This is a genomic window from Streptomyces tibetensis (genome assembly GCF_040647715.1).
Lineage (GTDB): Bacteria > Actinomycetota > Actinomycetes > Streptomycetales > Streptomycetaceae > Streptomyces > Streptomyces tibetensis_A.
In genome coordinates, this window is the sequence record NZ_JBEZCR010000006.1 from 465,434 (window position 1) to 486,783 (window position 21,350).

The following is a 21,350-nucleotide window of genomic DNA, read 5'->3' on the forward strand; positions in this document are numbered from 1 at the left end:
TCTCTAGAGGTCGACCTCCTGCATCAGCATTCCGACCTCCGTGTTGGACAGCCGCCGCAGCCAGCCCGACTTCTGGTCGCCCAGGGTGATCGGCCCGAAGGCCACCCGGACCAGCTTGTCGACCGGGAAGCCGGCCTCGGCGAGCATCCGGCGCACGATGTGCTTGCGGCCCTCGTGGAGGGTGACCTCGACGAGGTAGTTCTTGCCGGTCTGCTGGACGACGCGGAAGTGGTCCGCGCGGGCGTAGCCGTCCTCCAGCTGGATGCCGTCCTTCAGCTGCTTGCCCAGGTCGCGCGGGATGGGGCCGACGATGTGCGCGAGGTAGGTCTTCTTCACGCCGTACTTCGGGTGCGTCAGCCGGTGGGCCAGCTCACCGTGGTTGGTGAGCAGGATGACACCCTCGGTCTCGGTGTCGAGCCGGCCGACGTGGAAGAGCCGGGTCTCGCGGTTGGTGACGTAGTCACCGAGGCACTGCCGGCCCTCCGGGTCCTCCATCGTCGACACCACACCGGCGGGCTTGTTCAGCGAGAAGAACTGGAAGCGCTGGGTGGCGACGGTCAGCCCGTCGACCTTGATCTCGTCCTTCTCCGGGTCGACACGTCGGCCCTGCTCCAGGACGATCTCGCCGTTGATCTCGACCCGGGCCTCCTCGATCAGCTCCTCGCAGGCACGGCGGGAGCCGAAGCCCGCGCGGGCGAGAACCTTCTGCAGCCGCTCGCCCTCCTGCTCGGCGCCGGGGAAGGTCTTGGGAAGCTTGACCTCCTTCTTCCCGGCGTACCGGTCGCGGTTGCGCTCCTCGACCTGCGCCTCGTACTCACGCGGGCGCGCCGGGGTCGAGCGGCCCTGCCGCTGGGGCTGCTTGGGTCCGCCCTTGGCACCGCCGCGGGCCGCGCCACCGCGCCCGGCCTTCGGGCCGTCCTTGGTCGCCCCGGGGCCCACGTCGTAGCGGCGCTCCTCCGGGCGCGGCTTCTTCGGACGGCCACTGCCCTGCTTGTCGTCGCGGTTGTTGCCGGCGCCGCGGAAGTTGCCGCGACCACCACCACTCCCGCCGCGGCCGCCGCTGTTGCCACCACGGCTCCCGCCGTTGTTTCCGCTGCTGTTCCTGCCGCTGCTGCTTCGCATCAAAGTTCCGTCTGGTCGTCTTCGTCGTCGGTACCCGGGGTGGCCGGGCGGCTGCCCGGCACGTCGTCGTCAGGCGCGTCCGGGTCGAACGACGGTACGCCTTCCTGGGTCTCGGCCTCGATCGCCTCCGCCTCCGGGAGGAAGGGCGCGAGCTCCGGGAGCTCGTCCAGACCGCGCAGGCCCATCCGCTCCAGGAAGTAGTTCGTCGTCCTGTACAGGATCGCACCTGTTTCGGGTTCCGTGCCCGCCTCCTCTATCAGTCCGCGCTGGAGGAGCGTGCGCATCACGCCGTCGCAGTTGACTCCGCGCACCGCCGAGACCCTGCTGCGGCTGACCGGCTGGCGGTAGGCGACGACGGCCAGGGTCTCCAGGGCGGCCTGGGTGAGGCGGGCCTGCTGGCCGTCCAGGACGAAGCGCTCGACGGCCGGCGCGAAGGCGGCCCGGGTGTAGAAGCGCCAGCCGTTCGCGACGTAGCGCAGCTCGAAACCGCGGCCCTGGGTGGTGTACTCGTCGGCCAGCTCGCGCAGGGCGTCCGCGACCTGGCGTCTCGGCCGCTCCAGTATCTTCGCGAGGTGCTCCTCGGTCGCGGGCTCGTCCACGACCATGAGGACGGCCTCCAGGGCGGGCTTGAGGTCGAGGCCGGCGACGGTGGGCGTCCCGGTCGGCAGGCCGGTCCTTGGCTCGCTCACGCGTTCTTCTCCTCCTTCGGCGGCTCGGGCGGCCGGTCGAACTCGTCGGTGACGGTCGGTGTCGCGTCCCCGTCGCCGCCGGTCCACCGCACGAGCAGGTCACCGAGCGCGGTCTCCTGCTCCAGGGCCACGGCCTTTTCGCGGTACAGCTCCAGCAGGGCGAGGAACCTCGCCACGACGGTCAGGGTGTCGCCGGTGTCCGCCACGAGATCCCGGAAGCGGGCCTCGCCGAGCTCTCTGAGCCGGGCCACGACGATCTGTGCCTGTTCCTGCACGCTGACCAGCGGGGCGTGGATGTGGTCCACGTAGACCTGCGGCTTGGGCCGCGGTTGCATCGCCTTCACGGCGAGCTTGGCGAAGCCCTCCGCGCCGATGCTGATGACGACGTCGGGCAGCAGCTCGGCGTGGTGCGCCTCGAGTCCGACGGTCCGGGGGTAGCGCCGGGCCTCGTCGTCGAGCCGCCCGCTGAAGATGTCGGCGATCTGTTTGTACGCCCGGTACTGCAGCAGCCGGGCGAACAGCAGGTCCCGCGCCTCGAGCAGCGCGAGATCACCCTCGTCCTCCACTTCTGCGGCGGGCAGCAGCCGCGCGGCCTTCAGGTCGAGCAGGGTGGCGGCGACGACCAGGAACTCGGTCGTCTCGTCCAGGTCCCAGTCCGGCCCCATCGCCCGGATGTACGCCATGAACTCGTCGGTCACCTTCGACAGCGCGACCTCGGTGACGTCCAGCTTGTGCCGCGAGATCAACTGCAACAGCAGATCGAAGGGCCCCTCGAAGTTGGCGAGCCGGACCGTGAAGACCCCGTCGTCGGCCGCCGCATCGGCGTCACCGGCAGGGGCCGGGGATCCCGGGACGGACGCGGAAGCCCCCTCGGGCCCAGCCACCTGCCCTGCGGGCGACGTCCCGGCACCGGTTCCACCCGACTCCCCCGCGACCACCGCTCGGGCCGCATCCGCGGGCTGCGCGAGGGGCTCGGCCAGGTCCGCAGGCCCGGGGGCCGTGGCTTTCATGGATCCGGCCCACCCGGTCACGGGCCCGGCACCGGAGAACGAGGAACTCGGCTCGACCACTGGGACGGCAGTCGCCGCATGCGGGACGCCCTCGCTCTCGGGCGACGCCCCGGTCGCGACCGTCTGCGTCCGAGACTCGGCGGGCGGAGCCGCCTCGTCGCCGTCCGCGACGGGCCGGGCCGCCTGTGTCCCGGTCCGCTCGACCGGCAGGGCCTCGGAGTCGGCCTCCTCCAGGGAGGTGGGCGACTCGACCTCTCTCGGCTCAGCCGGCGCAGCCGCCGGCCCCCTCCCCAGCGCGCGCCGGCGGCCGGCCGGGCCGCCGGGGGGAGGTGGGGAAGCGTTCGAGGTCATGGCCCCCGCAGGCTACCGCTACCGCCCGCGCAGTCGTCGTACGAGGATGCTGGCGTCCCCGCGGGTCTCCAGGTCGGCGAGGACCACCGCGACCGCCTCGCGGACGATGCGCCCGCGGTCCACGGCCAGACCGTGCTCGCCACGCAGGACGAGACGGGCGTGCTCGAGGTCCATGAGCTCCTCGGCCGAGACGTACACGGTGATCTTCTCGTCGTGCCGCTCACGGCCGCTGGGACGGCGCGAGGGGTTCCGCCCTCGCTTGCGGGGCGCGGCCGCTGCCGCACCGGCGGCAGAACCTTCCTGCGCCGCCTGCCGGCGGGCGGCGCCGGAGCGCTCGGCGCCCGCGGAACGGCTGTGGCCCTCCCCGGCCTCGGCCGGCTCCGCGTCCGCCGCGACATGTTCCGGGCCCTCGCCGTCACCGCCCTGCGCGGGCACCGCCTGCGGCGCGTCCTCTGCGGCGGCCGCCGCGTCGCCCTCCCCCGCCGGAGCGGGCACCCGGGCGTCGCCGCCTGCCTGACGCCTGGGCTGGGACGACTGAAGCGCCATCCCCCCTGTCGTACGGAAGAGTTCGTCGGCCCCCGGCAGACTCACTCGGCGTGACACCGGGCGAGCACCTCCCTGGCGAGCTGGCGGTAGGCGGCGGCACCGACGGAGTTGGAGGCGTACGTGGTGATCGGCTCACCGGCGACCGTGGTCTCCGGGAAGCGGACCGTGCGCCCGATGACCGTGTGGTAGACGTGGTCGTCGAACGCCTCGACCACACGCGCGAGCACCTCACGGCTGTGCACCGTGCGTGAGTCGTACATGGTGGCGAGGATGCCGTCGAGCTCCAGCTCCGGGTTGAGCCGTTCCTGGACCTTCTCGATGGTCTCCGTCAGCAGGGCCACGCCGCGCAGCGCGAAGAACTCGCACTCCAGCGGCACTATCACCTTGTGCGCGGCCGTCAGGGCGTTCACCGTGAGCAGGCCGAGCGAGGGCTGGCAGTCGATGACGATGAAGTCGTAGTCGGGCAGCAGCGGCTTCAGGGCGCGCTGCAGCGTCGACTCGCGGGCGACCTCGGAGACCAGCTGGACCTCGGCCGCCGACAGGTCGATGTTGCTGGGCAGCAGGTCCATGTTGGGAACCGCGGTCTTCAGCAGCACCTCGTCGGCCGCCATCCCCCGCTCCATGAGCAGGTTGTAGACGGTGAGGTCGAGTTCCATCGGGTTGACACCGAGTCCGACCGACAGCGCGCCCTGCGGGTCGAAGTCCACGAGCAGGACCCGGCGTCCGTACTCCGCGAGCGCGGCCCCCAGGTTGATGGTCGACGTGGTCTTGCCGACGCCGCCCTTCTGGTTGCACATCGCGATGATCTTCGCGGGCCCGTGCTCGGGCAGCGGGCCCGGGATCGGGAAGTACGGCAGCGGACGCCCGGTCGGACCGACGCGCTCGCGACGCTGTCGGGCGGCGTCGGGCGCGAGAGTGGCCGCGTACTCGGGGTCGGGCTCGTACTCCGCGTCGGGGTCGTAGAAGTGCCCCTCGGGCAGTTCGTCGTAGTCGGCGAAGTGGTTGTGGGGCGCGCCACTTCCGTCGCCGGCCATGGCGTTCACGTGATGGCCATCCATCTTCTGGTGTGCTGTGTGAGTCGCCTGCTGACTCTGGTGGGCTGCGAAGGTGCGCACAGCGACGGAGCCGACAGCCGCGAATCCCGCGGGCTCCTGGTCCCGTGCAGGCATTCCTGGTTGGCCACCCCCGGGAGTAAATGTCGACTCATTCACAAGTCGTCTTACCTCCTTGGTGACCAGGAAACTTCTAGACAGGTCAGCGTGGCACCATGCCGACAGCTGGCGACTCTATGGCGTGTCGGGCGTCCGCAGCAACACAATCCGCCGGACCCGGCCCGATGTGTCGGCAATGAAACATCCCGCTGTCAAGGGCGTACGGCCGTCGCACGGCAGGTTTCACCGGTGTGCGAATCGGTTGAAGGGTTACGTTCGAGGCGAGTTGCCCGAGAATCGCGAAGTGACCATACACACATCCGGCCGGACCTTGTCGGGCAAGGTCCGGCCGGGTGTGCGGCGTTGACGACACATGTTGACGTATCGCCTTTGCCGACTGGTTGGTTAGCCGACTTACCGGCCATCGGGTGCCGGTGGGCGGCTCAGCCGAGCAGCGAGGACAGCTCCACGTGCTCCACGCCGTGCGCCTCGGCGACCTCGCGGTAAACGACCTTGCCGTCATGGGTGTTGAGGCCCTTGGCCAGCGCCGGGTCGCGGCGCAGCGCCTCCGCCCAGCCATGGTTGGCCAGCTCGACGATGTACGGCAGCGTCGCGTTGGTCAGCGCGTAGGTGGAGGTGTTCGGCACCGCGCCGGGCATGTTGGCGACGCAGTAGAAGACCGAGTTGTGGACCCGGAAGGCCGGCTCGGCGTGGGTGGTCGGGCGGGAGTCCTCGAAGCAGCCGCCCTGGTCGATCGCGATGTCGACAAGGACACTTCCGGGCTTCATCCGCGAGACGAGCTCGTTGGTGACCAGCTTCGGAGCCTTGGCGCCGGGGATCAGCACGGCGCCGATGACGAGGTCGGCCTCCAGGCAGGCCTTCTCCAGCTCGAAGGCGTTGGAGACGACAGTCTGGATCTTCGTGCCGAAGACCTTGTCCGCCTCGCGGAGCTTGTTGATGTCCTTGTCGAGCAGGGTCACGTGGAAGCCCATGCCGATGGCGATCTGCGCGGCGTTCCAGCCGGAGACACCGCCGCCGATCACGACGGCACGGCCGGCCAGCACGCCGGGGACACCGCCGGGCAGCACACCGCGGCCACCGTTGGCGCGCATCAGGTGGTAGGCGCCGACCTGCGGGGCCAGCCGGCCCGCGACCTCGGACATGGGGGCGAGCAGCGGAAGCGCGCGGCTCGGCAGCTCGACGGTCTCGTAGGCGATGGCCGTGGTGCCGGACTCCAGGAGGGCGTCCGTGCACTCCTTGGAGGCGGCAAGGTGCAGGTAGGTGAAGAGCGTCTGGTCCTTGCGGAGGCGGTGGTACTCCTCGGCGATGGGCTCCTTGACCTTCAGCAGCAGGTCGGCGGCGGCCCACACCTCGTCGGCGGTGCCCAGGATCTGCGCACCCGCGGCGACGTACTCCTCGTTCGTGATCGAGGAGCCGACACCGGCGTCGCGCTCGATGACGACCTGGTGGCCGTGGCGCACCAGCTCGTGCACGCCGGCGGGGGTGATGGCCACCCGGAACTCGTTGTTCTTGACCTCGCGGGGGATGCCGACCTTCACGTCGATCACGGTCCTTGGCTCAGAGGGTATGGGGGGTCTTACTCAGACATACCCGGGCACGCGCGGGCACACCGGGAGAGACCGCAGGAGAACGTGCGGCAGAGCCAGTCTAATGAAGGTGTTCTCGCTGTCTAGCCTTTCATTGCATCAATCTTCAGCTGATGCGGTACGGATTTCGCAGGCGTCAGGCTCATTTTGAAGGTTTGAGTCGCCGAGAATCCCCTCGGCGGCGCCCCGGTGCAGCCCCGCCGACGCGGGATCACCCAGGCGTTCGAGGGTCTCGGCGACCCGCAGGTGCAGGGCCGCCTGCAGCCGCGGGTCCTCGGCGCGCCGCGCCCACTCCACGGCTTCCCGGCACGTACGCAGCGACTCCTCGGGGCGACCGGCGTACTCCTGGACCCGTGCCAGCTCGCCGAGGGCCCGGGCCTGGGCGGCCACGTCGCCGTTCTTGCGGTGCCCGGCGATCGCCGCGCGCCAGTTCCGCAGGGCCTCGCCGTAGCGGCCGGCGAGCGTGTGGGCGGCGGCGATGCGTCCGTAGAGCCGGGCGGCCTCGGCGCGCTCCCCCCGGGCGAGCCGCTCGACCAGGGCGCGGCCGAACCAGTCGGCGGCCCGGTCGAAGTCGCCGAGCTCCAGGTGCGCGCCGCCTACGGATTCCATCGCGCGGCCGGTCGCGTACGGGTCGTTCACCTCGCGCCCGGCGTCCAGCGCGGCCCGGTAGCGCGTCAGGGCATCGGCCGTGCGGCCGGTGCGGGCGTCCAGGTCGCCGAGGTTCAGCAGGGCGGCGGCCCGCTCGCGGGGCAGGTTCCGGCGCTCGGCGACGTCGAGGACCATGCCGTGGATCTCGTAGAGGTCGGGCGCGGCGGCCCGGGTGCCGATGTGCGCCGCCATCGCCCGGACCAGCTGGGACATCAGCCGCCGGGCCAGGGTGTCCAGCTCCCCGTCGGCGACCGCGAGCCGGGCCGAGGCCAGCAGGGCGGGCCGGGTCAGGCGCAGCCAGTCGGCGGCCGCTCGGGGGGTGGGGAAGCGCAGCGCGCGGGGCATGTCGAGGAGCTTCTGGCGGGCCTGCGGGCTGTCGGTCTCGGTGATCGCCCGGCAGGCCTGGAGCAGCCGGACGGTGCGCTCCAGCATGCGGGCGCGGGCCAGCTGGAGGTCGGCCGGGCGTTCGTGGTGCTCGGCGAGGATCCGCAGCTGCGGGTGCAGGCAGCCGGGCACCTCGTACTGGGGCAGCGGAGAGGCCACCGCGTGCAGGAAGCCCAGGGCGACGAAGTCGTCGAGGGTGGTGCGGGCGCTGTCGACCGAGCAGCCGACGAGCGCGGACGCGGTCTGCGGGTCGACGAGGCCGGCCGGGGCGAGGGCGAGCAGCCGCAGCATCCGGGCGGCGGTCGTGGGCAGGGCGGCATGCGCGAGCCGGAAGACCCGGGTCAGTGCGGTGCCCTCGGAGTCGTCGGCGCGCAGCTGCTTGGCCAGGTCGGAGACGGCCGCCTTGGGGCGGGCCGCGAGCCAGCCGCCCGCCAGCATCAGCGCGGCGGGCTGCCCCTGGCACTCCTCGGCGAGGCCCTCGGCGGCCCGGGGATCGACGGTGATGCGGACCGCGCCGGTGTGCCGGGTCAGCAGTTCCACGCCGGACTTGGCGTCCAGTCCGCCCAGGGTGCAGGGGCGGACGTCGGAGATGCCGGTCAGTGGGCCCTCGGAGACCGCGACGACGAGGCAGTCGGGGGTGTCGGGCAGCAGGGCGTCGACCTGCTCGGCGTCGGCCGCGTCGTCCAGCAGGAGCAGTGCCCGGCGGTCGGCCAGGACGGTGCGCAGGGCATGGGTGAGGTCGTCCTCGCAGGCCCCGGCCGGCGGCTGCTCGTCCAGGGCGGCCAGGAGGTCCCGGGCAGTGCGTCCGACGGGGACGGGGGTGCCGTCGGGTTCGGTGAGGCTCGCGCGCAGTACGCCGTCGGGGTAACGGTGTGCGACCTGCCGGACGAGTTCCCCGGCGAGTGCGGTGCGGCCCGATCCGGGCCGGCCGGCGATGAGCAGCACGCGTGCGCGGGGTGCCTTGCGACCGGCCAGGGTGTCCAGTCCGGCGCGCTCGATGTCGGCGCGCAGTTCCTTCAACTCCCGTGTGCGGCCGAGGAACTCGCTCGCCCCGGCAGCGGGCCCGGCCGGCCGCACGTCGCCTGTCTCCACGACCTGATCCGTCACGGGCCACACTCCCGTCCCACCGCACACGCAAGCCCGCCGGGACTCCGGCTCGGGCGTGTCCCAGAGCCTAGTTCACGCTCTGCTACGTCCCGGGCGGAGCACGGCGGGGACGGCGGATGCATCCCCCGATCGGATCAGCAGATCGTAGGACCGACAGCAGGAGGCCGCGCCCCGAAAGGGGCGCGGGGAACTGCGCAACAAGCCACAACGGCGCGGCACCCGACCGACGACCTCCGCGGCGCCGAGCCCCCTCACGGCACCCCAAACGAAGCGCTACGCCTGGAACGGCCGCGCCGGCCACGGCGCCTGAGCCGGACGCAGCGCGTCCAGCCCGTCACCGGACCGCGCGGCGACCAGGGACAGCACGCCCACGACGAGGCAGTTGTTGTGCAGCTCACCGGCCAGCGCACCCCGCACGAGGTCCTGGACCGGCACCCGGTCCAGTTCCATGTCGGCCTCTTCCTCCGCGACCGCGAACCGCTCACCCTCGGCCTCGGACAGGTCCCGCGCGAGGAAGATCCGCACGGCCTCGTCGCAGCCGCCGGGCGTGGTGTAGACGTCGGTCAGCACCCGCCAGTCCTCGGCCTTGACGTGCGCCTCCTCGTACAGCTCGCGCTGCGCGGCGTGCAGCGGGTTCTCCCCGGGCACGTCGAGCAGTCCGGCCGGGATCTCCCACAGCTTGTGGCGCACGGGGTGGCGGTACTGGCGCAGCACCAGCACCCGGTCGGCCTCGTCGAGGGCGAGGACGGCCACGGAGCCGGGGTGGACCTGGTAGTCACGGCCGACCACGGTGCCGTCGGGCATGACCACGTCGTCGGTGCGCACGGAGGTCTTGTTGCCCGTGAAGGGGGTCGCCGTCGCCCGGATCTCCCACTCCTCCGGGGTGTCCTTGATCGTCATGCCTGTCCTTCCACGTGCCGCACGACCTGCTGAAACGAAACCGGGGTGCACACCCTTTGAAGGGATGCACCCCGGCCACCGTACAACTGGTGTGTTACTTCGAAGTCTTCCGCTCGACCGAGGCCTTGACGAGCCCGGCGAACAGCGGGTGCGGACGCGTCGGCCGGGAGCGCAGCTCCGGGTGCGCCTGGGTCGCGACCAGGTACGGGTGGACGTCGCGCGGGTACTCGACGTACTCGACGAGCTTGCCGTCCGGGGAGGTGCCGGAGAACAGGATGCCCGCCTTCTTCTCCAGCTCGGCGCGGTAGGCGTTGTTCACCTCGTAGCGGTGCCGGTGCCGCTCCTCGACGTACTCCTTGCCGTCATACACCTCGCGCACGATCGAGCCCTCGGCCAGCTTCGCCGGGTACATGCCGAGCCGCATGGTGCCGCCCATGTCACCCTCGCCCGCGACGATGTCGAGCTGCTCGGCCATCGTGGAGATGACGGGGTGGCCGGTGGCCGGGTCGAACTCGGTGGAGTTGGCGTCGGTGATGTCGGCCAGGTTGCGCGCGGCCTCGATCACGATGCACTGCAGGCCGAGGCAGAGGCCGAGCAGCGGGATCTTGTTCTCGCGGGCGTACCTGATCGCGCCGACCTTGCCGAGCACACCACGGTCGCCGAAGCCGCCGGGGATGCAGATGCCGTCGACGTCGCCGAGCTGCTGGGCGGCACCGGCAGGGGTCTTGCAGTCGTCGGAAGTAACCCACTTGATCTTGACGCGGGCCCGGTTGGCGAAACCGCCGGCACGCAGCGCCTCGGTGACCGACAGGTAGGCGTCGGGCAGGTCGATGTACTTGCCGACCAGGGCGAGGGTGATCTCGTGGTCGGGATTGTGGACGCGGTCGAGCAGGTCGTCCCAGGTCGTCCAGTCGACGTCGCGGAACGGCAGGTCCAGCTTGCGGACGACGTAGGCGTCCAGACCCTCGCCGTGCACGGTCTTCGGGATGTCGTAGATCGAGCGGGCGTCGGGGCAGGCGACCACGGCGGCCTCGTCGACGTCGCACATCAGCGAGATCTTGCGCTTGATCGCGGTCGGTACCTCGCGGTCGCAGCGCAGCACGATCGCGTCCGGCTGGATACCGATGTTGCGCAGGGCCGCAACCGAGTGCTGGGTGGGCTTCGTCTTCAGCTCACCCGAGGGGCCGATGTACGGCAGGAGCGAGATGTGGACGACGAAGACGTTGTCACGGCCGACCTCGTGACGGACCTGGCGGACCGTCTCCAGGAACGGCAGCGACTCGATGTCGCCGACCGTGCCGCCGACCTCGGTGATCACGACGTCGACCTCGTCCGTCGCCATGCGGCGGATGCGGTGCTTGATCTCGTTGGTGATGTGCGGGATGACCTGCACCGTGTCACCCAGGTACTCGCCGCGCCGCTCCTTGGCGATCACGGTGTTGTAGACCTGGCCGGTGGTGACGTTCGCGGAGCCGTCGAGGTCGCGGTCGAGGAAGCGCTCGTAGTGGCCGATGTCCAGGTCGGTCTCGGCGCCGTCGTTGGTGACGAACACCTCACCGTGCTGGAAGGGGTTCATCGTGCCCGGGTCCACGTTCAGGTACGGGTCGAGCTTCTGCATCACGACGCGCAGGCCCCGGGCCTTGAGCAGCATGCCGAGGCTGGAGGCCGTCAGGCCCTTGCCGAGCGAGGAGGCGACACCCCCGGTGACGAAGATGTGCTTGGTCGTCGAATTACGAAATGCGGCGGGCGGCATGGCCAAGACGGGGCTCCCGTGGTCGCGGTCTGGGGGTGCGGTGCGGCTGCCCGCCGGAGATCTCCGGGGTGCCGTCGCTGCGGTTCGGGGGTTTCCTGTCGGGCAGGGGCCCACCGGTCCACGGGCTACCAGCGTATCAGCGCCGCGGGGCGATGGCTTCCGGCCACGCTCCGCGCACAACCCGACACGGAAGCGGCCACCGCCACGGGTCCCTCACCCGTTGCTCACTCGTTCGGCGTACCCACCTTGCCCGGACGAGCACCCGGATCATGGACGTGCGTCGTATCCTGCTCGGACACTCGCTGCCGAGCCCGTCCGGCCCCACGGCACCACCCCCCGCCCGTAAACACCGGAACAACGTGAGCTCGTCGGTTCGTTGAGCAAGAATTGGCGCTTTGCATCACGACTGGGCGACCTGTTTTGCTTCATCGCTCAATGACGCATTGCAAGACCTGCTGAAATCCCCCTTGACCGCACTAGCGACAGCCCCCTCGTGGGGTGACGTGGCCGTTCGACTGGAGTTGCACGTGGCCGGGCGCATCGAAGACTACGCACTCATCGGAGACATGCAGACCGCTGCCCTGGTCTGCCGGGACGGGACAGTCGACTGGCTGTGCCTGCCCCGCTTCGACTCGCACGCCATCTTCGCCGGCCTGCTGGGCAACGAGGAGCACGGCTTCTGGCGGCTCGGACCCGCCTTTGCCTCCGACCAGCAGCCCCCCACCGCCGCGCGGCGCAGCTACCGGGGCGACTCGCTGATCCTGGAGTCCGAGTGGGACACCCAGCGGGGCACGGTCCGGGTGACCGATTTCATGCCGCCGCGTGACGGCGCCCCGCAGCTGATCCGGATCGTGGAGGGCGTCTCGGGCCGGGTGCCGATGCGCTCGGCGCTCAGGATGCGGTTCTCCTACGGGCGGGTGGTGCCGTGGGTGCACAAGCACGAGGGGCGCACGGTGGCCGTCGCGGGTCCCGACTCCGTGTGGTTCGACACATCGGCGGAGACCTACGGCAAGTCGCTGACGACCTACGCGGACTTCACGGTCGCGCCGGGTGACCGGATCGCGTTCACGATCTCCTGGCAGCCCTCGCACAAGGAGCCGCCGCCGCTGCCGGAGCCGGAGCAGTCGCTGGAGGCGACGGAGGACTTCTGGCGCGAGTGGGTCGACCACTGTACGTACCACGGCCCCTACCGGGAGGCCGTGGTCCGCTCGCTGATCACGCTGAAGGCCCTGACGTACGCCCCGACCGGCGGCATCGTCGCCGCGCCGACCACCTCCCTGCCGGAGGACATCGGCGGCGTCCGCAACTGGGACTACCGCTACACCTGGCTGCGCGACGCGGCCATCACCCTGTCGTCGCTGCTGCGCACCGGCTACCGCGAGGAGGCCCGCGCCTGGCGCGAGTGGCTGCTGCGGGCGGTGGCCGGCGACCCGGAGAACCTGCAGATCATGTACGGCATCGCCGGTGAGCGCGAGCTCGGCGAGGCGGAGCTGGACTGGCTGCCGGGCTACGAGAACTCCACCCCGGTCCGGGTCGGCAACGGCGCGGCCCACCAGCTCCAGCTGGACGTCTACGGCGAGGTCACCGAGGCCCTGCACCTGGCCCACATGACGGGCCTCGCCCGCAACGACTACGCCTCCCTGCTCCAGCTGAAGCTGATCCGCTACCTGGAGGACCACTGGCAGGACCCGGACGAGGGCATCTGGGAGGTGCGCGGCCCGCGCCGCCACTTCGTGCACTCCAAGGTGATGGCCTGGGTCGCGGTCGACCGCACGATCAAGCTGATCGAGTCCGGCGACGCGGACGGCCCGCTGGAGCGCTGGCGGGAGCTGCGCGACGACATCCACCGGGACGTGTGCGAGCGGGGCTACGACAAGGAGCGCAACACCTTCACGCAGTCGTACGGCTCGAAGGAACTGGACGCCTCCCTGCTGCTGATCCCGCAGATGGGCTTCCTGCCGCCGGACGACAAGCGGGTCATCGGCACGATCGAGGCGATCCAGCGGGAGCTGTCCACGTCGGACGGCTTCATCCTGCGCTACCCGACCACCAGCGGCGACGAGAACGTCGACGGCCTGCCCGGCGACGAGGGAGCCTTCCTGGCCTGCTCCTTCTGGATGGCCGACGACCTGGCGATGATCGGCCGCGTCGACGAGGCACGCAAGCTGTTCGAGAAGCTGCTGTCGCTGCGCAACGACCTCGGTCTGCTGGCCGAGGAGTGGGACCCGCGCCTGCAGCGCCAGGTGGGCAACTTCCCGCAGGCGTTCAGCCACGTGCCGCTGATCGACACGGCACTGCGCCTGACCGCTTCGGGCGCCTACGGCGGCTGAACGGGCCCGTCGGGCCGCTCCCGCCTAGGCTGGAAGCACAAGTTTGCCCCTTTGTGAAGGGGGGCGGCCATGGCTTCCCTCTCCAGGGCGGGCGCGGCTTTCAACGCGCTCCGCGAGGAACTGACCGGGGACGTCTTCGCCCCTGGTGACCTGGGCTACGACGAGGCCCGGGCCGTCTTCAACGTCATGATCGACCGGCGTCCCGCGGTGATCGCCCAGTGCGAGACCGTGGAGGACGTGGTGCGGGCCGTGCGGGCCGCCAGGGAGGTCGACCTGCCCGTCGCGGTGCGCGGCGGGGGCCACAGCGTGGCCGGCATGGCTCTCAACGACGGCGGCATGGTGATCGATCTTCGCCGGATGCACGCGGTGGTGGTGGACCCGGCGGGGCGGACGGCCCGCGTCGCCGGCGGGGCCACGATGAGCCACCTGGACCGGGCCACCGAGCCGTACGGCCTGGCGACGACCGGGGGCCGCGCCTCCACGACCGGGGTCGGCGGCTTCGTGCTGGGCGGCGGCACCGGCTGGCTGGACCGCTGGTGCGGGCTCGCCGTCGACAACCTGCTCGCCGCCGAGCTCGTCACCGCCGACGGCGCACGCGTCCACGCGAGCGCCGACGAGAACCCGGAGCTGTTCTGGGCCCTGCACGGCGGCGGCGGGAACTTCGGCGTCGCCACGGCCCTCACGCTGCGGCTGCACGAACTGCCCGAGTTCTGCATCGCGATGGTGCTGTACCTGCCGGAGCACGGCCCGGACGTCGTGCGGACCTTCCGCGAGGTGATCACGGCAGGTCCGGACGAGGCCGGCGGCGGCGTCCTCTACTTCACCGGCCCGCCGGAGGAGTTCGTCCCCGGGCACCTGGTCGGCCGGCTGGTGTGCGGGGCGCTGCTGACGTACGCCGGCGGCGAGGACGACATGCGCAAGGTCGCCCAGCCCCTGCTCGCGCTGCCGCACGAGGCCGAGATCGTGGGGCCGATGCCGTACGCCGACGTCCAGTGCATGCTGGACGATCCGCCCGGCATGCGGAACTACTGGTCGGCGGAGTACCTCGGGTCCGCGCCCGACGACTTCGTGGACGTCTTCTGCGCCCGGGCCGCGTCCGTGCCCGTGCCGACGGGCACCCAGCACGTGCTGTTCCCACAGGGCGGGGCGATCGCGGCCGGGCCGCGCGAGTACCCGGTGCCGTACCGGGACGCGCCCTGGGCGGTCCATCCCTTCGGGATCTGGGAGGACCCGGCGGACGACGAGCGGTGCGTGCAGTGGGTCCGGGACGTGCGCGCCGACGTACGGCCATGGAGCACCGGAGCCGTATACCTCAACTTCATCGGAAACGAGGGAAGCGACCGCGTGGTGGCCGGCCTGGGTGCGGAGAACACCCGGCGGCTGGCGGAGGTGAAGCGCCAGTACGACCCGGACAACGTCTTCCGCTTCAACCACAACATCACACCGGCTTGAGGAGCCGCTTGGCTACGGCATCACACGGACCTGAGGGCTGGCTCCGACGACGGGCTCGCACGACCCGACGGGGCTGGACGGCCTCACGCGCTGGACGGCCTCACGTCGGGCCGACGGGTCGTTCAGCCCTGACGTCACGCGGGCCCGGCGGCCTTCCGGCTCCGGTCTCACGTCGGTCTCAGGGCTCTCTTCGCTCTCTTCGGCGCCGGCATCACGTCGGCCTGAGCGCCGTCAGGGTGCGCTCTCCCGCCGGGTCGCCCGCAGTGGCCGGGACCAGGGCGATCTCGTCGAGTCCGGCCTCGGCGTAGGCGGCGATGCGGGCGCGGACGGTGTCCGTGTCGCCGACCAGGGCGACCGTGCCGGCGGCCTCCGGCGGCAGGGCCCGCAGCAGGGTGTCCGGGTCGGCGCCCTTGGCGGCCAGCTCGACGACGGGGGCGAACCCCGCGTCGACGAACATGTCGCTGTAGCCCGGCACGGCGAGGTAGCCCACGAGGCTGCGCAGGACCTGATCAAGCGACTCCGGCTCCGGGTCGACGGCGGCGGGCAGCCAGGCGGCCAGCCGCGGCGGTGTACGGCCCGCCTTCTCGGCGGCGGCGAGCATTCTGGCCCGCAGCACGCAGACCTGCTCGGGCGAGACGAGGTCCAGCAGCATCCGGTCGGCGTGCGCGACGGCCGCGGCCACCGCCCGCTCCCCGAACGCCGCGACGGTGACCATGCCGCCGGGCGGCGGGAGCCGGCGCAGCAATCCGCTGCCGGGCACGATCGGCTCGCCGGGCACGCTGTGCATCAGCGTCCGCACGGCCGCCGCCGACTCCGCGAGGGCGGCGGCGGGCCGGGTACGCGGCCGGCCGTGCACGCCCTCGACGACGCGCTTGCCGGAGGTGCCCAGGGCCACCCCGACGGGCCGGCCGGTGACGGCCGCGGTCGAGGCGGCGCCCCGCACGATCGTGAGCGGGTCCCTCACCGACACCGGCACGGGCCCGGCGGTCAGCGCGACCTGCTCGGTGGCCGCGCCGATCGCGGCGGCCAGGACGAACGAGTCCCATGTGGGTCCCTCGCCCGCCCAGACCTCCCCGTACCCGAGCCGGTCGGCGAGCACCGCGATCCGCAACGGCTCCTCGACCGGACCGTCGTCCTCCCGCCCCACCGCGACCACGCTCATGTCCATGACCGCGCCCTACCCGGCCCATCACCCCGTAATCCGGGGCGATCCACGACGGGTCCCGGTCGATGATCGTCCCGCTGCTCCTCCGGAGATGTCCGCGAGGCACCCGCACGGGTAGCGTCCGGCACATGGACAGCGGGACGGACAGCGGGCACGGCACCCAGGGCGCCGGGATCACCGTGCGGCGGGCGCTGGAGCTGCCGGGGCTGCGCAGCGGGCTGCCCGAGGTGCTGGCGGGTGCCGAGCGGCTGGGGCGGACCGTGCGCTGGGTGCACGCGGGCGAGGTGCCGCACATCGCCTCGCTGCTCAAGGGCGGGGAGCTGCTGCTGACCACGGGCTACGGTCTCGGCACCCGGCCCGCCGAACAGCGGGCGTTCGTACGCACCCTGGCCGAACGGGGCATCGCGGCCCTGGTCGTGGAGCTCGGCCCGCGCTTCACCCGGCTGCCCGCGGCCCTCGTCGACACGGCGCGCGCGGCCGGGCTGCCGCTGGTGCAGCTGCACCGCGAGGTGGCGTTCGTCACGGTCACGGAGGAAGTGCACACCGAGATCGTCAACGGCCACTACGCCCTGCTGCAGCGGGCCGAGGAGGTGCACCGGCGCTGCACGCAGGCCGTGCTGGGCGGTGGCGGCGTGCCGCAGGTCCTCGGCATCCTGGCCGACTTCGCGGGCAACCCGGTGTTCCTGGAGACGGCGGACGGGCAGTTGTTGTACGCCGCCGGGGCCGGTCCCGAGGGCGCGGACCCGCTCCAGGTGTGGGAGGGGCTGCGCGGCCAGCACAAGGACGAGCCGCCGCTCGCGGGGTCGGTCCTGGTGGACGTGCCGGGCGGCGGGCCCGGCAGCGGGGGCGTCCGGGCGCGTCTGGTCCTGCTTCCGGTGCGCACTCCCCTGACTCCGGTGCACCGGATGGCGGCCGAACGGGCCGCGGGCATCCTGGCCGTGGTGCTGATGCAGGCGCGCCAGGAGGAAGAGCTGGCGGCACGCGGGCGGGGCGACTTCCTCACCGACCTCGCCGAGGGGCGGGTGACGGCCGAGGACGCCCCGGCGCAGGCGCGCGTACTGGGCTTCCGGCCGGGCGAGGGGCCGCTGCTGCCGGTGGTCATGCGGCTCGGGGAAGCCCTGTCCCCGGGCGGTGGTGGCTGGGCCGTGCCCGCCCGGGCGATCTCGGAGGAGCTGGCCTCGGTGGGCGTGCCGGTGCTGCTCGGTGTGCGGCCACTGGAGGGCCGCGTGCTGGTGCTGCTCGGGCTGCGCGCGGAGTCGGAGCGGGCGGCGGTCGCCGACCGGGTCGCGGCGGCGCTGCGGGCCGGTGCGGGCCGGGCCGGGATGCCGCGGCCGGGCGGGCAGCCGCCCGTGGTGGTCGTGGGGACGGCTGGCGGCTGGCCGGCGGTGGCCGCGGGCCTGCGGCACGCCGCCGAGACGGCCACGGCGGCCCAGGGGCTCGCGGACCGGCCCTGGTACGACGCCCGCCGGCTCGACATCGACCTGCTGCTGTGGCGGCTGCGCGACCATCCGGACCTGGCCGCCTTCGTCGACCGCGCCCTCGGCCCGCTGCTGGAACACGACCGCCGCTCCCGGCCGCCGCTGCTGCCCACGTTGACGACCTACCTCGCCCACGCGGGACGCAAGGCGGAGACGGCCCGGGAGCTGCACCTGAACCGGCAGACCCTGTACAACCGCCTGGCCCGCATCGGGGAGTTGCTCGGCACGGACCTCGACGACCCGCAGACGGTCCTGGCCCTGAGCCTGGCCCTGCGGGCCCGCAGGCACGTCCCGTAGCGCTCTGGGCGAGGGGGCACCGGCCTCGACGACCCGCAGACGGCCCTGGCCCTGAGCCTGGCCCTGCGGGCCCGCAGGCCGCGCAGGCCCGTTGGCAGCGCTCTAGCCGAGGGGGCGGGGCTGTGTCAGCTCGTCGTACACGCTCAGCACCTGGGCGACCGTCTCGTCCTCGGTCGGCCAGGTGGCGGCCTGCCGGGCGCCCCTGGCCGTCAGCAGTTCCCGGCGTGCCGGGTCGTCGAGCAGCCGTACGACGGCGTCGGCGAGGGCCTTCGCGTCGCCGTACGGGACGAGTTCGGCCGCGTCGCCGACGAGTTCGGGGATGCCGCCGACCTCCGTGGCGACGAGCGGCACGCGCGCGTGGAGGGCCTCCTGCGCGAGGACGGAGCGGGCCTCCCAGCGGCTCGGCAGCAGGGCGAGGTCGGCGGCGGCGAGCAGGTCGGCGATGTCGTCGCGCCGCCCGATGAGCCGGACCGGCAGCCCCTCCTCCTCGATGCGGCCCTGGAGTTCACCGCGCAGTGGCCCCTCCCCGGCGATCACGACCAGCGGCATGGGATCGAGCCGGCGCCAGTCGCGCGCGGCGTCCAGCAGCACGTCGTACCCGCGGTGCCGTTCGAGGGAGCCGACGGCCATCAGCAACGGCCTGCCGATGGCGCCGAGTTCGGCGCGCACCTTGGGCCGCAGCCGGTCGGGGTCGTCCGGTTCGCGGGGGCTGCGGGGGCCGGGCAGCGCGACGGCCGCGAGCCGGGCGTCGCGCGCGCCGGTGAGCCGGGCCCGGTCCACGAGCGGCGAGGTCGTGCCCAGCACGACGGTGGCCGCCTTGACCACCCTGCGCTCCAGTACCCGCAGCATGTGGGCACGGGCCCCGTCGGCGTGCGCCCGGTCGTGCCACGTCACCACCAGCGGTGTGCGCACGCGCCGCCCGCTGAGGGCGAGGGCGGCACGGAAGGAGGCGTGCAGGCCGTGCGCGTGCACCAGATCGGCGTGGGCGCAGGCCGCACGCAGGGCCGCCACCGACACCGGGTCGCTGCTGCGCGGTACGTGCACGTGGTCGGCGCCGACTCCGCTGAAGTCATAGGCGCGATCGGCCTCGTAAGGGGCGCACACCGTGACTTTCACGCCCCGGGCGACGAGCCCCGCGGCCAGCGAGCGCACATGCGCACTGCTGGCGGCATTGCCTCCGCCCAGCACCTGCACGGTGCGCAGCGGCAATTGGCCGTGCGGTGAGTGGCTGCTCACGGGGGTCACGTGGCCGGGCTCCTGGTTCGGGTCGGGCGGTCACGACGCGGTTTCGCACGCGTACTCCGCCAAGGATGCCAGGACGCAAGGGGGTTCCGGGAACGCCGGAGCCCCCGCGACGCGACAGCGGTGGCGCGGCATCGGGGGTGTGCGCCGGACTGGGTCACCCACACGAGTGAAATCGGGCGACCCGCCCGGCCTGTGCGACACCACCGCCGCGGCGCCGCTCCCGACCAGGGCCCCGCGCCACCGACCTGATCCGAACTACCGCCCTAGGCGTCAGCCCTGGCCGCCGCGAGCAGCTCCTCGGCGTGCGCCCGGGCCGTCTCGGAGTCCTCCTGGCCGGCGAGCATGCGGGACAGCTCCCGGACCCGGTCCTCGCCTTCCAGGACCTTGACGCCGGAGCGGGTGACGGACCCGTCGTTGGTCTTCTCGACCAGCAGCTGCCGGTCGGCGAAGGCGGCCACCTGTGGCAGATGCGTCACGACCACGACCTGCGCGGTCTTCGCCAGCCGGGCGAGCCGTCGGCCGATCTCGACCGCCGCCTTGCCGCCGACCCCGGCGTCGACCTCGTCGAAGAGGTACGTCGGCACGGGATCCGTCCCCGCGAACACGACCTCCACGGCCAGCATCACCCGTGACAGCTCACCGCCGGACGCGCCCTTGGCGATCGGCCGGGGCGGTGCGCCGGGGTGCGGGGCCAGCAGCAGCTCGACCTCGTCGGCGCCCGCGGGGCCGTAGGCGACCGGGCGGCCGCCGACCTCGACGCCGTCGGGGTCCTCGGTCTGCCGGATGTCGAAGGACACGCGCGCGTGCGGCATGGCGAGCGAGGCCAGCTCGGCGGTCACGGCGGCGGCGAACCGCTCGGCGGCCTCCGTGCGGGCGTCCGTCAGGGCCTGCGCCAGCCCGCCCAGTTCCGACCGCAGCGCGTCCCGCTCGGCGGTCAGCTCCCCGATCCGTTCGTCGTCGCCGTCGAGTTCGGTGAGCCGTGCGGCGCTCTGCTCGGCCCAGGACAGCACGGTGGTGATGTCCTCGCCGTACTTGCGGGTCAGCCCGGTGAGCGCGGCCCGCCGCTCCTCGACGGCCGCGAGCCGCAGCGGATCGGCGTCCAGGTCGTCGGCGTACCCCGCCAGGTCGCCCGCCGCGTCGCGCAGGAGGATCCCGATCTCCCCGACGCGGTCGGCGAGCGCGGCCAGCGCCGAGTCGTGCGACCGAACGGCGTCCAGGGCCCGCTGGGCGCCCGCGACGAGGGTCCCGGCGTCGACGCCCTCCGGATCCTCCGGGTTGCCCGCGAGGGCGGCGTGCGCGGCCGCTGCGGCGGATGCCAGCGCCTCGGCGTGCCCGAGCCGCTCGGCCTCCTCGGCCAGCTCCACGTCCTCTCCGGCCCGGGGTTCGACGGCGGCGATCTCGTCGAGTCCAAAGCGCAGCAGGTCGGCCTCCTGGGCCCGTTCCCGCGCCCGGGTGGTGATCTCGTCGAGCTCGGTGGCCACGGCCCGCAGCCGCTTGTACGCCTCGCCGTACTTGGCCAGCGGGCCTGCGACCGCGTCGCCCGCGTACCGGTCGAGCGCCTGCCGCTGCCGGGACAGCTTGAGCAGCCCCTGCTGGTCGGTCTGCCCGTGCACGGCCACCAGCTCGTCCGCGAGCTCGGCGAGCACGCCCACGGGCACGCTGCGCCCGCCCAGGTGCGCCCGCGAGCGCCCCTCGGCGGAGACGGTACGGCTGATCAGCAGGGCCCCGTCGTCCAGCTCGGCCCCGGCCTCCTCGGCGCGCACCGCGGCCGTGGCGTCGTGGGGAACGGTGATCCGCCCCTCCACGACGGCCTTTCCGGCCCCGATCCGCACGAGCGCGGGGTCTGCCCGCCCGCCCAGCAGCAACCCCAGGCTGGTGACCACCATGGTCTTGCCCGCACCCGTCTCACCGGTGACCGCGGTGAACCCGGGCGACAGCTCGACGACGGCGTCGTCGATCACGCCCAGCGACCGTATCCGCATCTCCTCCAACACGGACACGACCTTACGAGGTCCGGACCGGGGATTGCGACCGGCCCGCTCTTGTCACCCACGAGTGTGGCGGCGCCCTTCTTGGGGCGCGGGGCTGTATCGACATACGGCTCCGCCGCGTGGG

The 21,350-nt window shown here is 72.7% G+C and carries 15 protein-coding genes; 3 read left to right on the forward strand and 12 right to left on the reverse strand.

Annotated elements, in window-relative coordinates:
- Window positions 1–3: 3 nt before the first annotated feature.
- The 9 genes from AB0B29_RS19265 to AB0B29_RS19305 form a co-directional block, all read right to left on the reverse strand.
- Window positions 4–1,122, reverse strand: a complete 1,119-nt coding sequence (locus AB0B29_RS19265; protein WP_362240948.1) for a pseudouridine synthase — start codon at window positions 1,120–1,122, stop codon at window positions 4–6.
- Window positions 1,122–1,811 carry an SMC-Scp complex subunit ScpB gene (gene scpB, locus AB0B29_RS19270; protein WP_362240950.1) on the reverse strand — a complete coding sequence of 230 codons (690 nt, stop codon included), beginning with the start codon at window positions 1,809–1,811 and terminating at the stop codon, window positions 1,122–1,124. Before scpB ends, AB0B29_RS19265 begins: the two co-directional genes overlap by 1 nt.
- Window positions 1,808–3,172, reverse strand: coding sequence for a segregation/condensation protein A (locus AB0B29_RS19275; protein ID WP_436845861.1), 1,365 nt, complete (start codon window positions 3,170–3,172; stop codon window positions 1,808–1,810). Before AB0B29_RS19275 ends, scpB begins: the two co-directional genes overlap by 4 nt.
- A gap of 18 nt (window positions 3,173–3,190) precedes the next feature.
- Complete coding sequence (locus tag AB0B29_RS19280) at window positions 3,191–3,775, reverse strand: hypothetical protein (protein WP_362240953.1); 585 nt, start codon at window positions 3,773–3,775, stop codon at window positions 3,191–3,193.
- The gene (locus AB0B29_RS19285) at window positions 3,760–4,887 is read right to left on the reverse strand and encodes a ParA family protein (RefSeq protein ID WP_078625596.1); all 1,128 of its coding nucleotides are present in this window, start codon (window positions 4,885–4,887) and stop codon (window positions 3,760–3,762) included. The genes AB0B29_RS19280 and AB0B29_RS19285 overlap by 16 nt, the downstream gene beginning before the upstream one ends.
- Window positions 4,888–5,312: 425 nt before the next feature.
- Complete coding sequence (gene ald / locus AB0B29_RS19290; protein WP_362050869.1) at window positions 5,313–6,437, reverse strand: alanine dehydrogenase; 1,125 nt, start codon at window positions 6,435–6,437, stop codon at window positions 5,313–5,315.
- Window positions 6,438–6,575: 138 nt separating this feature from the next.
- On the reverse strand, window positions 6,576–8,615 hold the full coding sequence (locus AB0B29_RS19295; RefSeq protein ID WP_362240955.1) for a tetratricopeptide repeat protein: 2,040 nt from the start codon (window positions 8,613–8,615) through the stop codon (window positions 6,576–6,578).
- A 273-nt stretch (window positions 8,616–8,888) separates the two neighbouring features.
- Window positions 8,889–9,515, reverse strand: coding sequence for an NUDIX hydrolase (locus AB0B29_RS19300; RefSeq protein WP_362240957.1), 627 nt, complete (start codon window positions 9,513–9,515; stop codon window positions 8,889–8,891).
- Window positions 9,516–9,609: 94 nt separating this feature from the next.
- Window positions 9,610–11,268, reverse strand: a complete 1,659-nt coding sequence (locus tag AB0B29_RS19305) for a CTP synthase (RefSeq protein WP_362241040.1) — start codon at window positions 11,266–11,268, stop codon at window positions 9,610–9,612.
- A gap of 527 nt (window positions 11,269–11,795) precedes the next feature.
- Between AB0B29_RS19305 and AB0B29_RS19310 the strand changes: the two genes are divergently transcribed.
- The gene (locus AB0B29_RS19310) at window positions 11,796–13,598 is read left to right on the forward strand and encodes a glycoside hydrolase family 15 protein (protein WP_362241043.1); all 1,803 of its coding nucleotides are present in this window, start codon (window positions 11,796–11,798) and stop codon (window positions 13,596–13,598) included.
- A gap of 69 nt (window positions 13,599–13,667) precedes the next feature.
- On the forward strand, window positions 13,668–15,050 hold the full coding sequence (locus AB0B29_RS19315) for an FAD-binding oxidoreductase (RefSeq protein ID WP_362240960.1): 1,383 nt from the start codon (window positions 13,668–13,670) through the stop codon (window positions 15,048–15,050).
- 211 nt (window positions 15,051–15,261) lie between these two features.
- Here the strand turns inward: AB0B29_RS19315 and AB0B29_RS19320 are convergent, their stop codons facing one another.
- Entirely contained in the window at window positions 15,262–16,218 is a 957-nt protein-coding gene (locus AB0B29_RS19320) for an LLM class F420-dependent oxidoreductase (protein ID WP_362240963.1), read from the reverse strand.
- Between the two features lie 125 nt (window positions 16,219–16,343).
- On the opposite strand from AB0B29_RS19320, the gene AB0B29_RS19325 reads away from it, so the two are divergent.
- Window positions 16,344–17,990 carry a PucR family transcriptional regulator gene (locus tag AB0B29_RS19325; protein WP_362240966.1) on the forward strand — a complete coding sequence of 549 codons (1,647 nt, stop codon included), beginning with the start codon at window positions 16,344–16,346 and terminating at the stop codon, window positions 17,988–17,990.
- Between the two features lie 102 nt (window positions 17,991–18,092).
- On the opposite strand, the gene AB0B29_RS19330 is transcribed toward AB0B29_RS19325, so the two are convergent.
- Both AB0B29_RS19330 and recN read right to left on the reverse strand, forming a co-directional pair.
- A complete protein-coding gene (locus AB0B29_RS19330) occupies window positions 18,093–19,235 on the reverse strand; it encodes a glycosyltransferase family 4 protein (protein WP_362240969.1) in 1,143 nt (380 codons plus the stop codon).
- A gap of 263 nt (window positions 19,236–19,498) precedes the next feature.
- Complete coding sequence (gene recN, locus AB0B29_RS19335) at window positions 19,499–21,217, reverse strand: DNA repair protein RecN (RefSeq protein WP_362241045.1); 1,719 nt, start codon at window positions 21,215–21,217, stop codon at window positions 19,499–19,501.
- Window positions 21,218–21,350 lie beyond the last annotated feature (133 nt).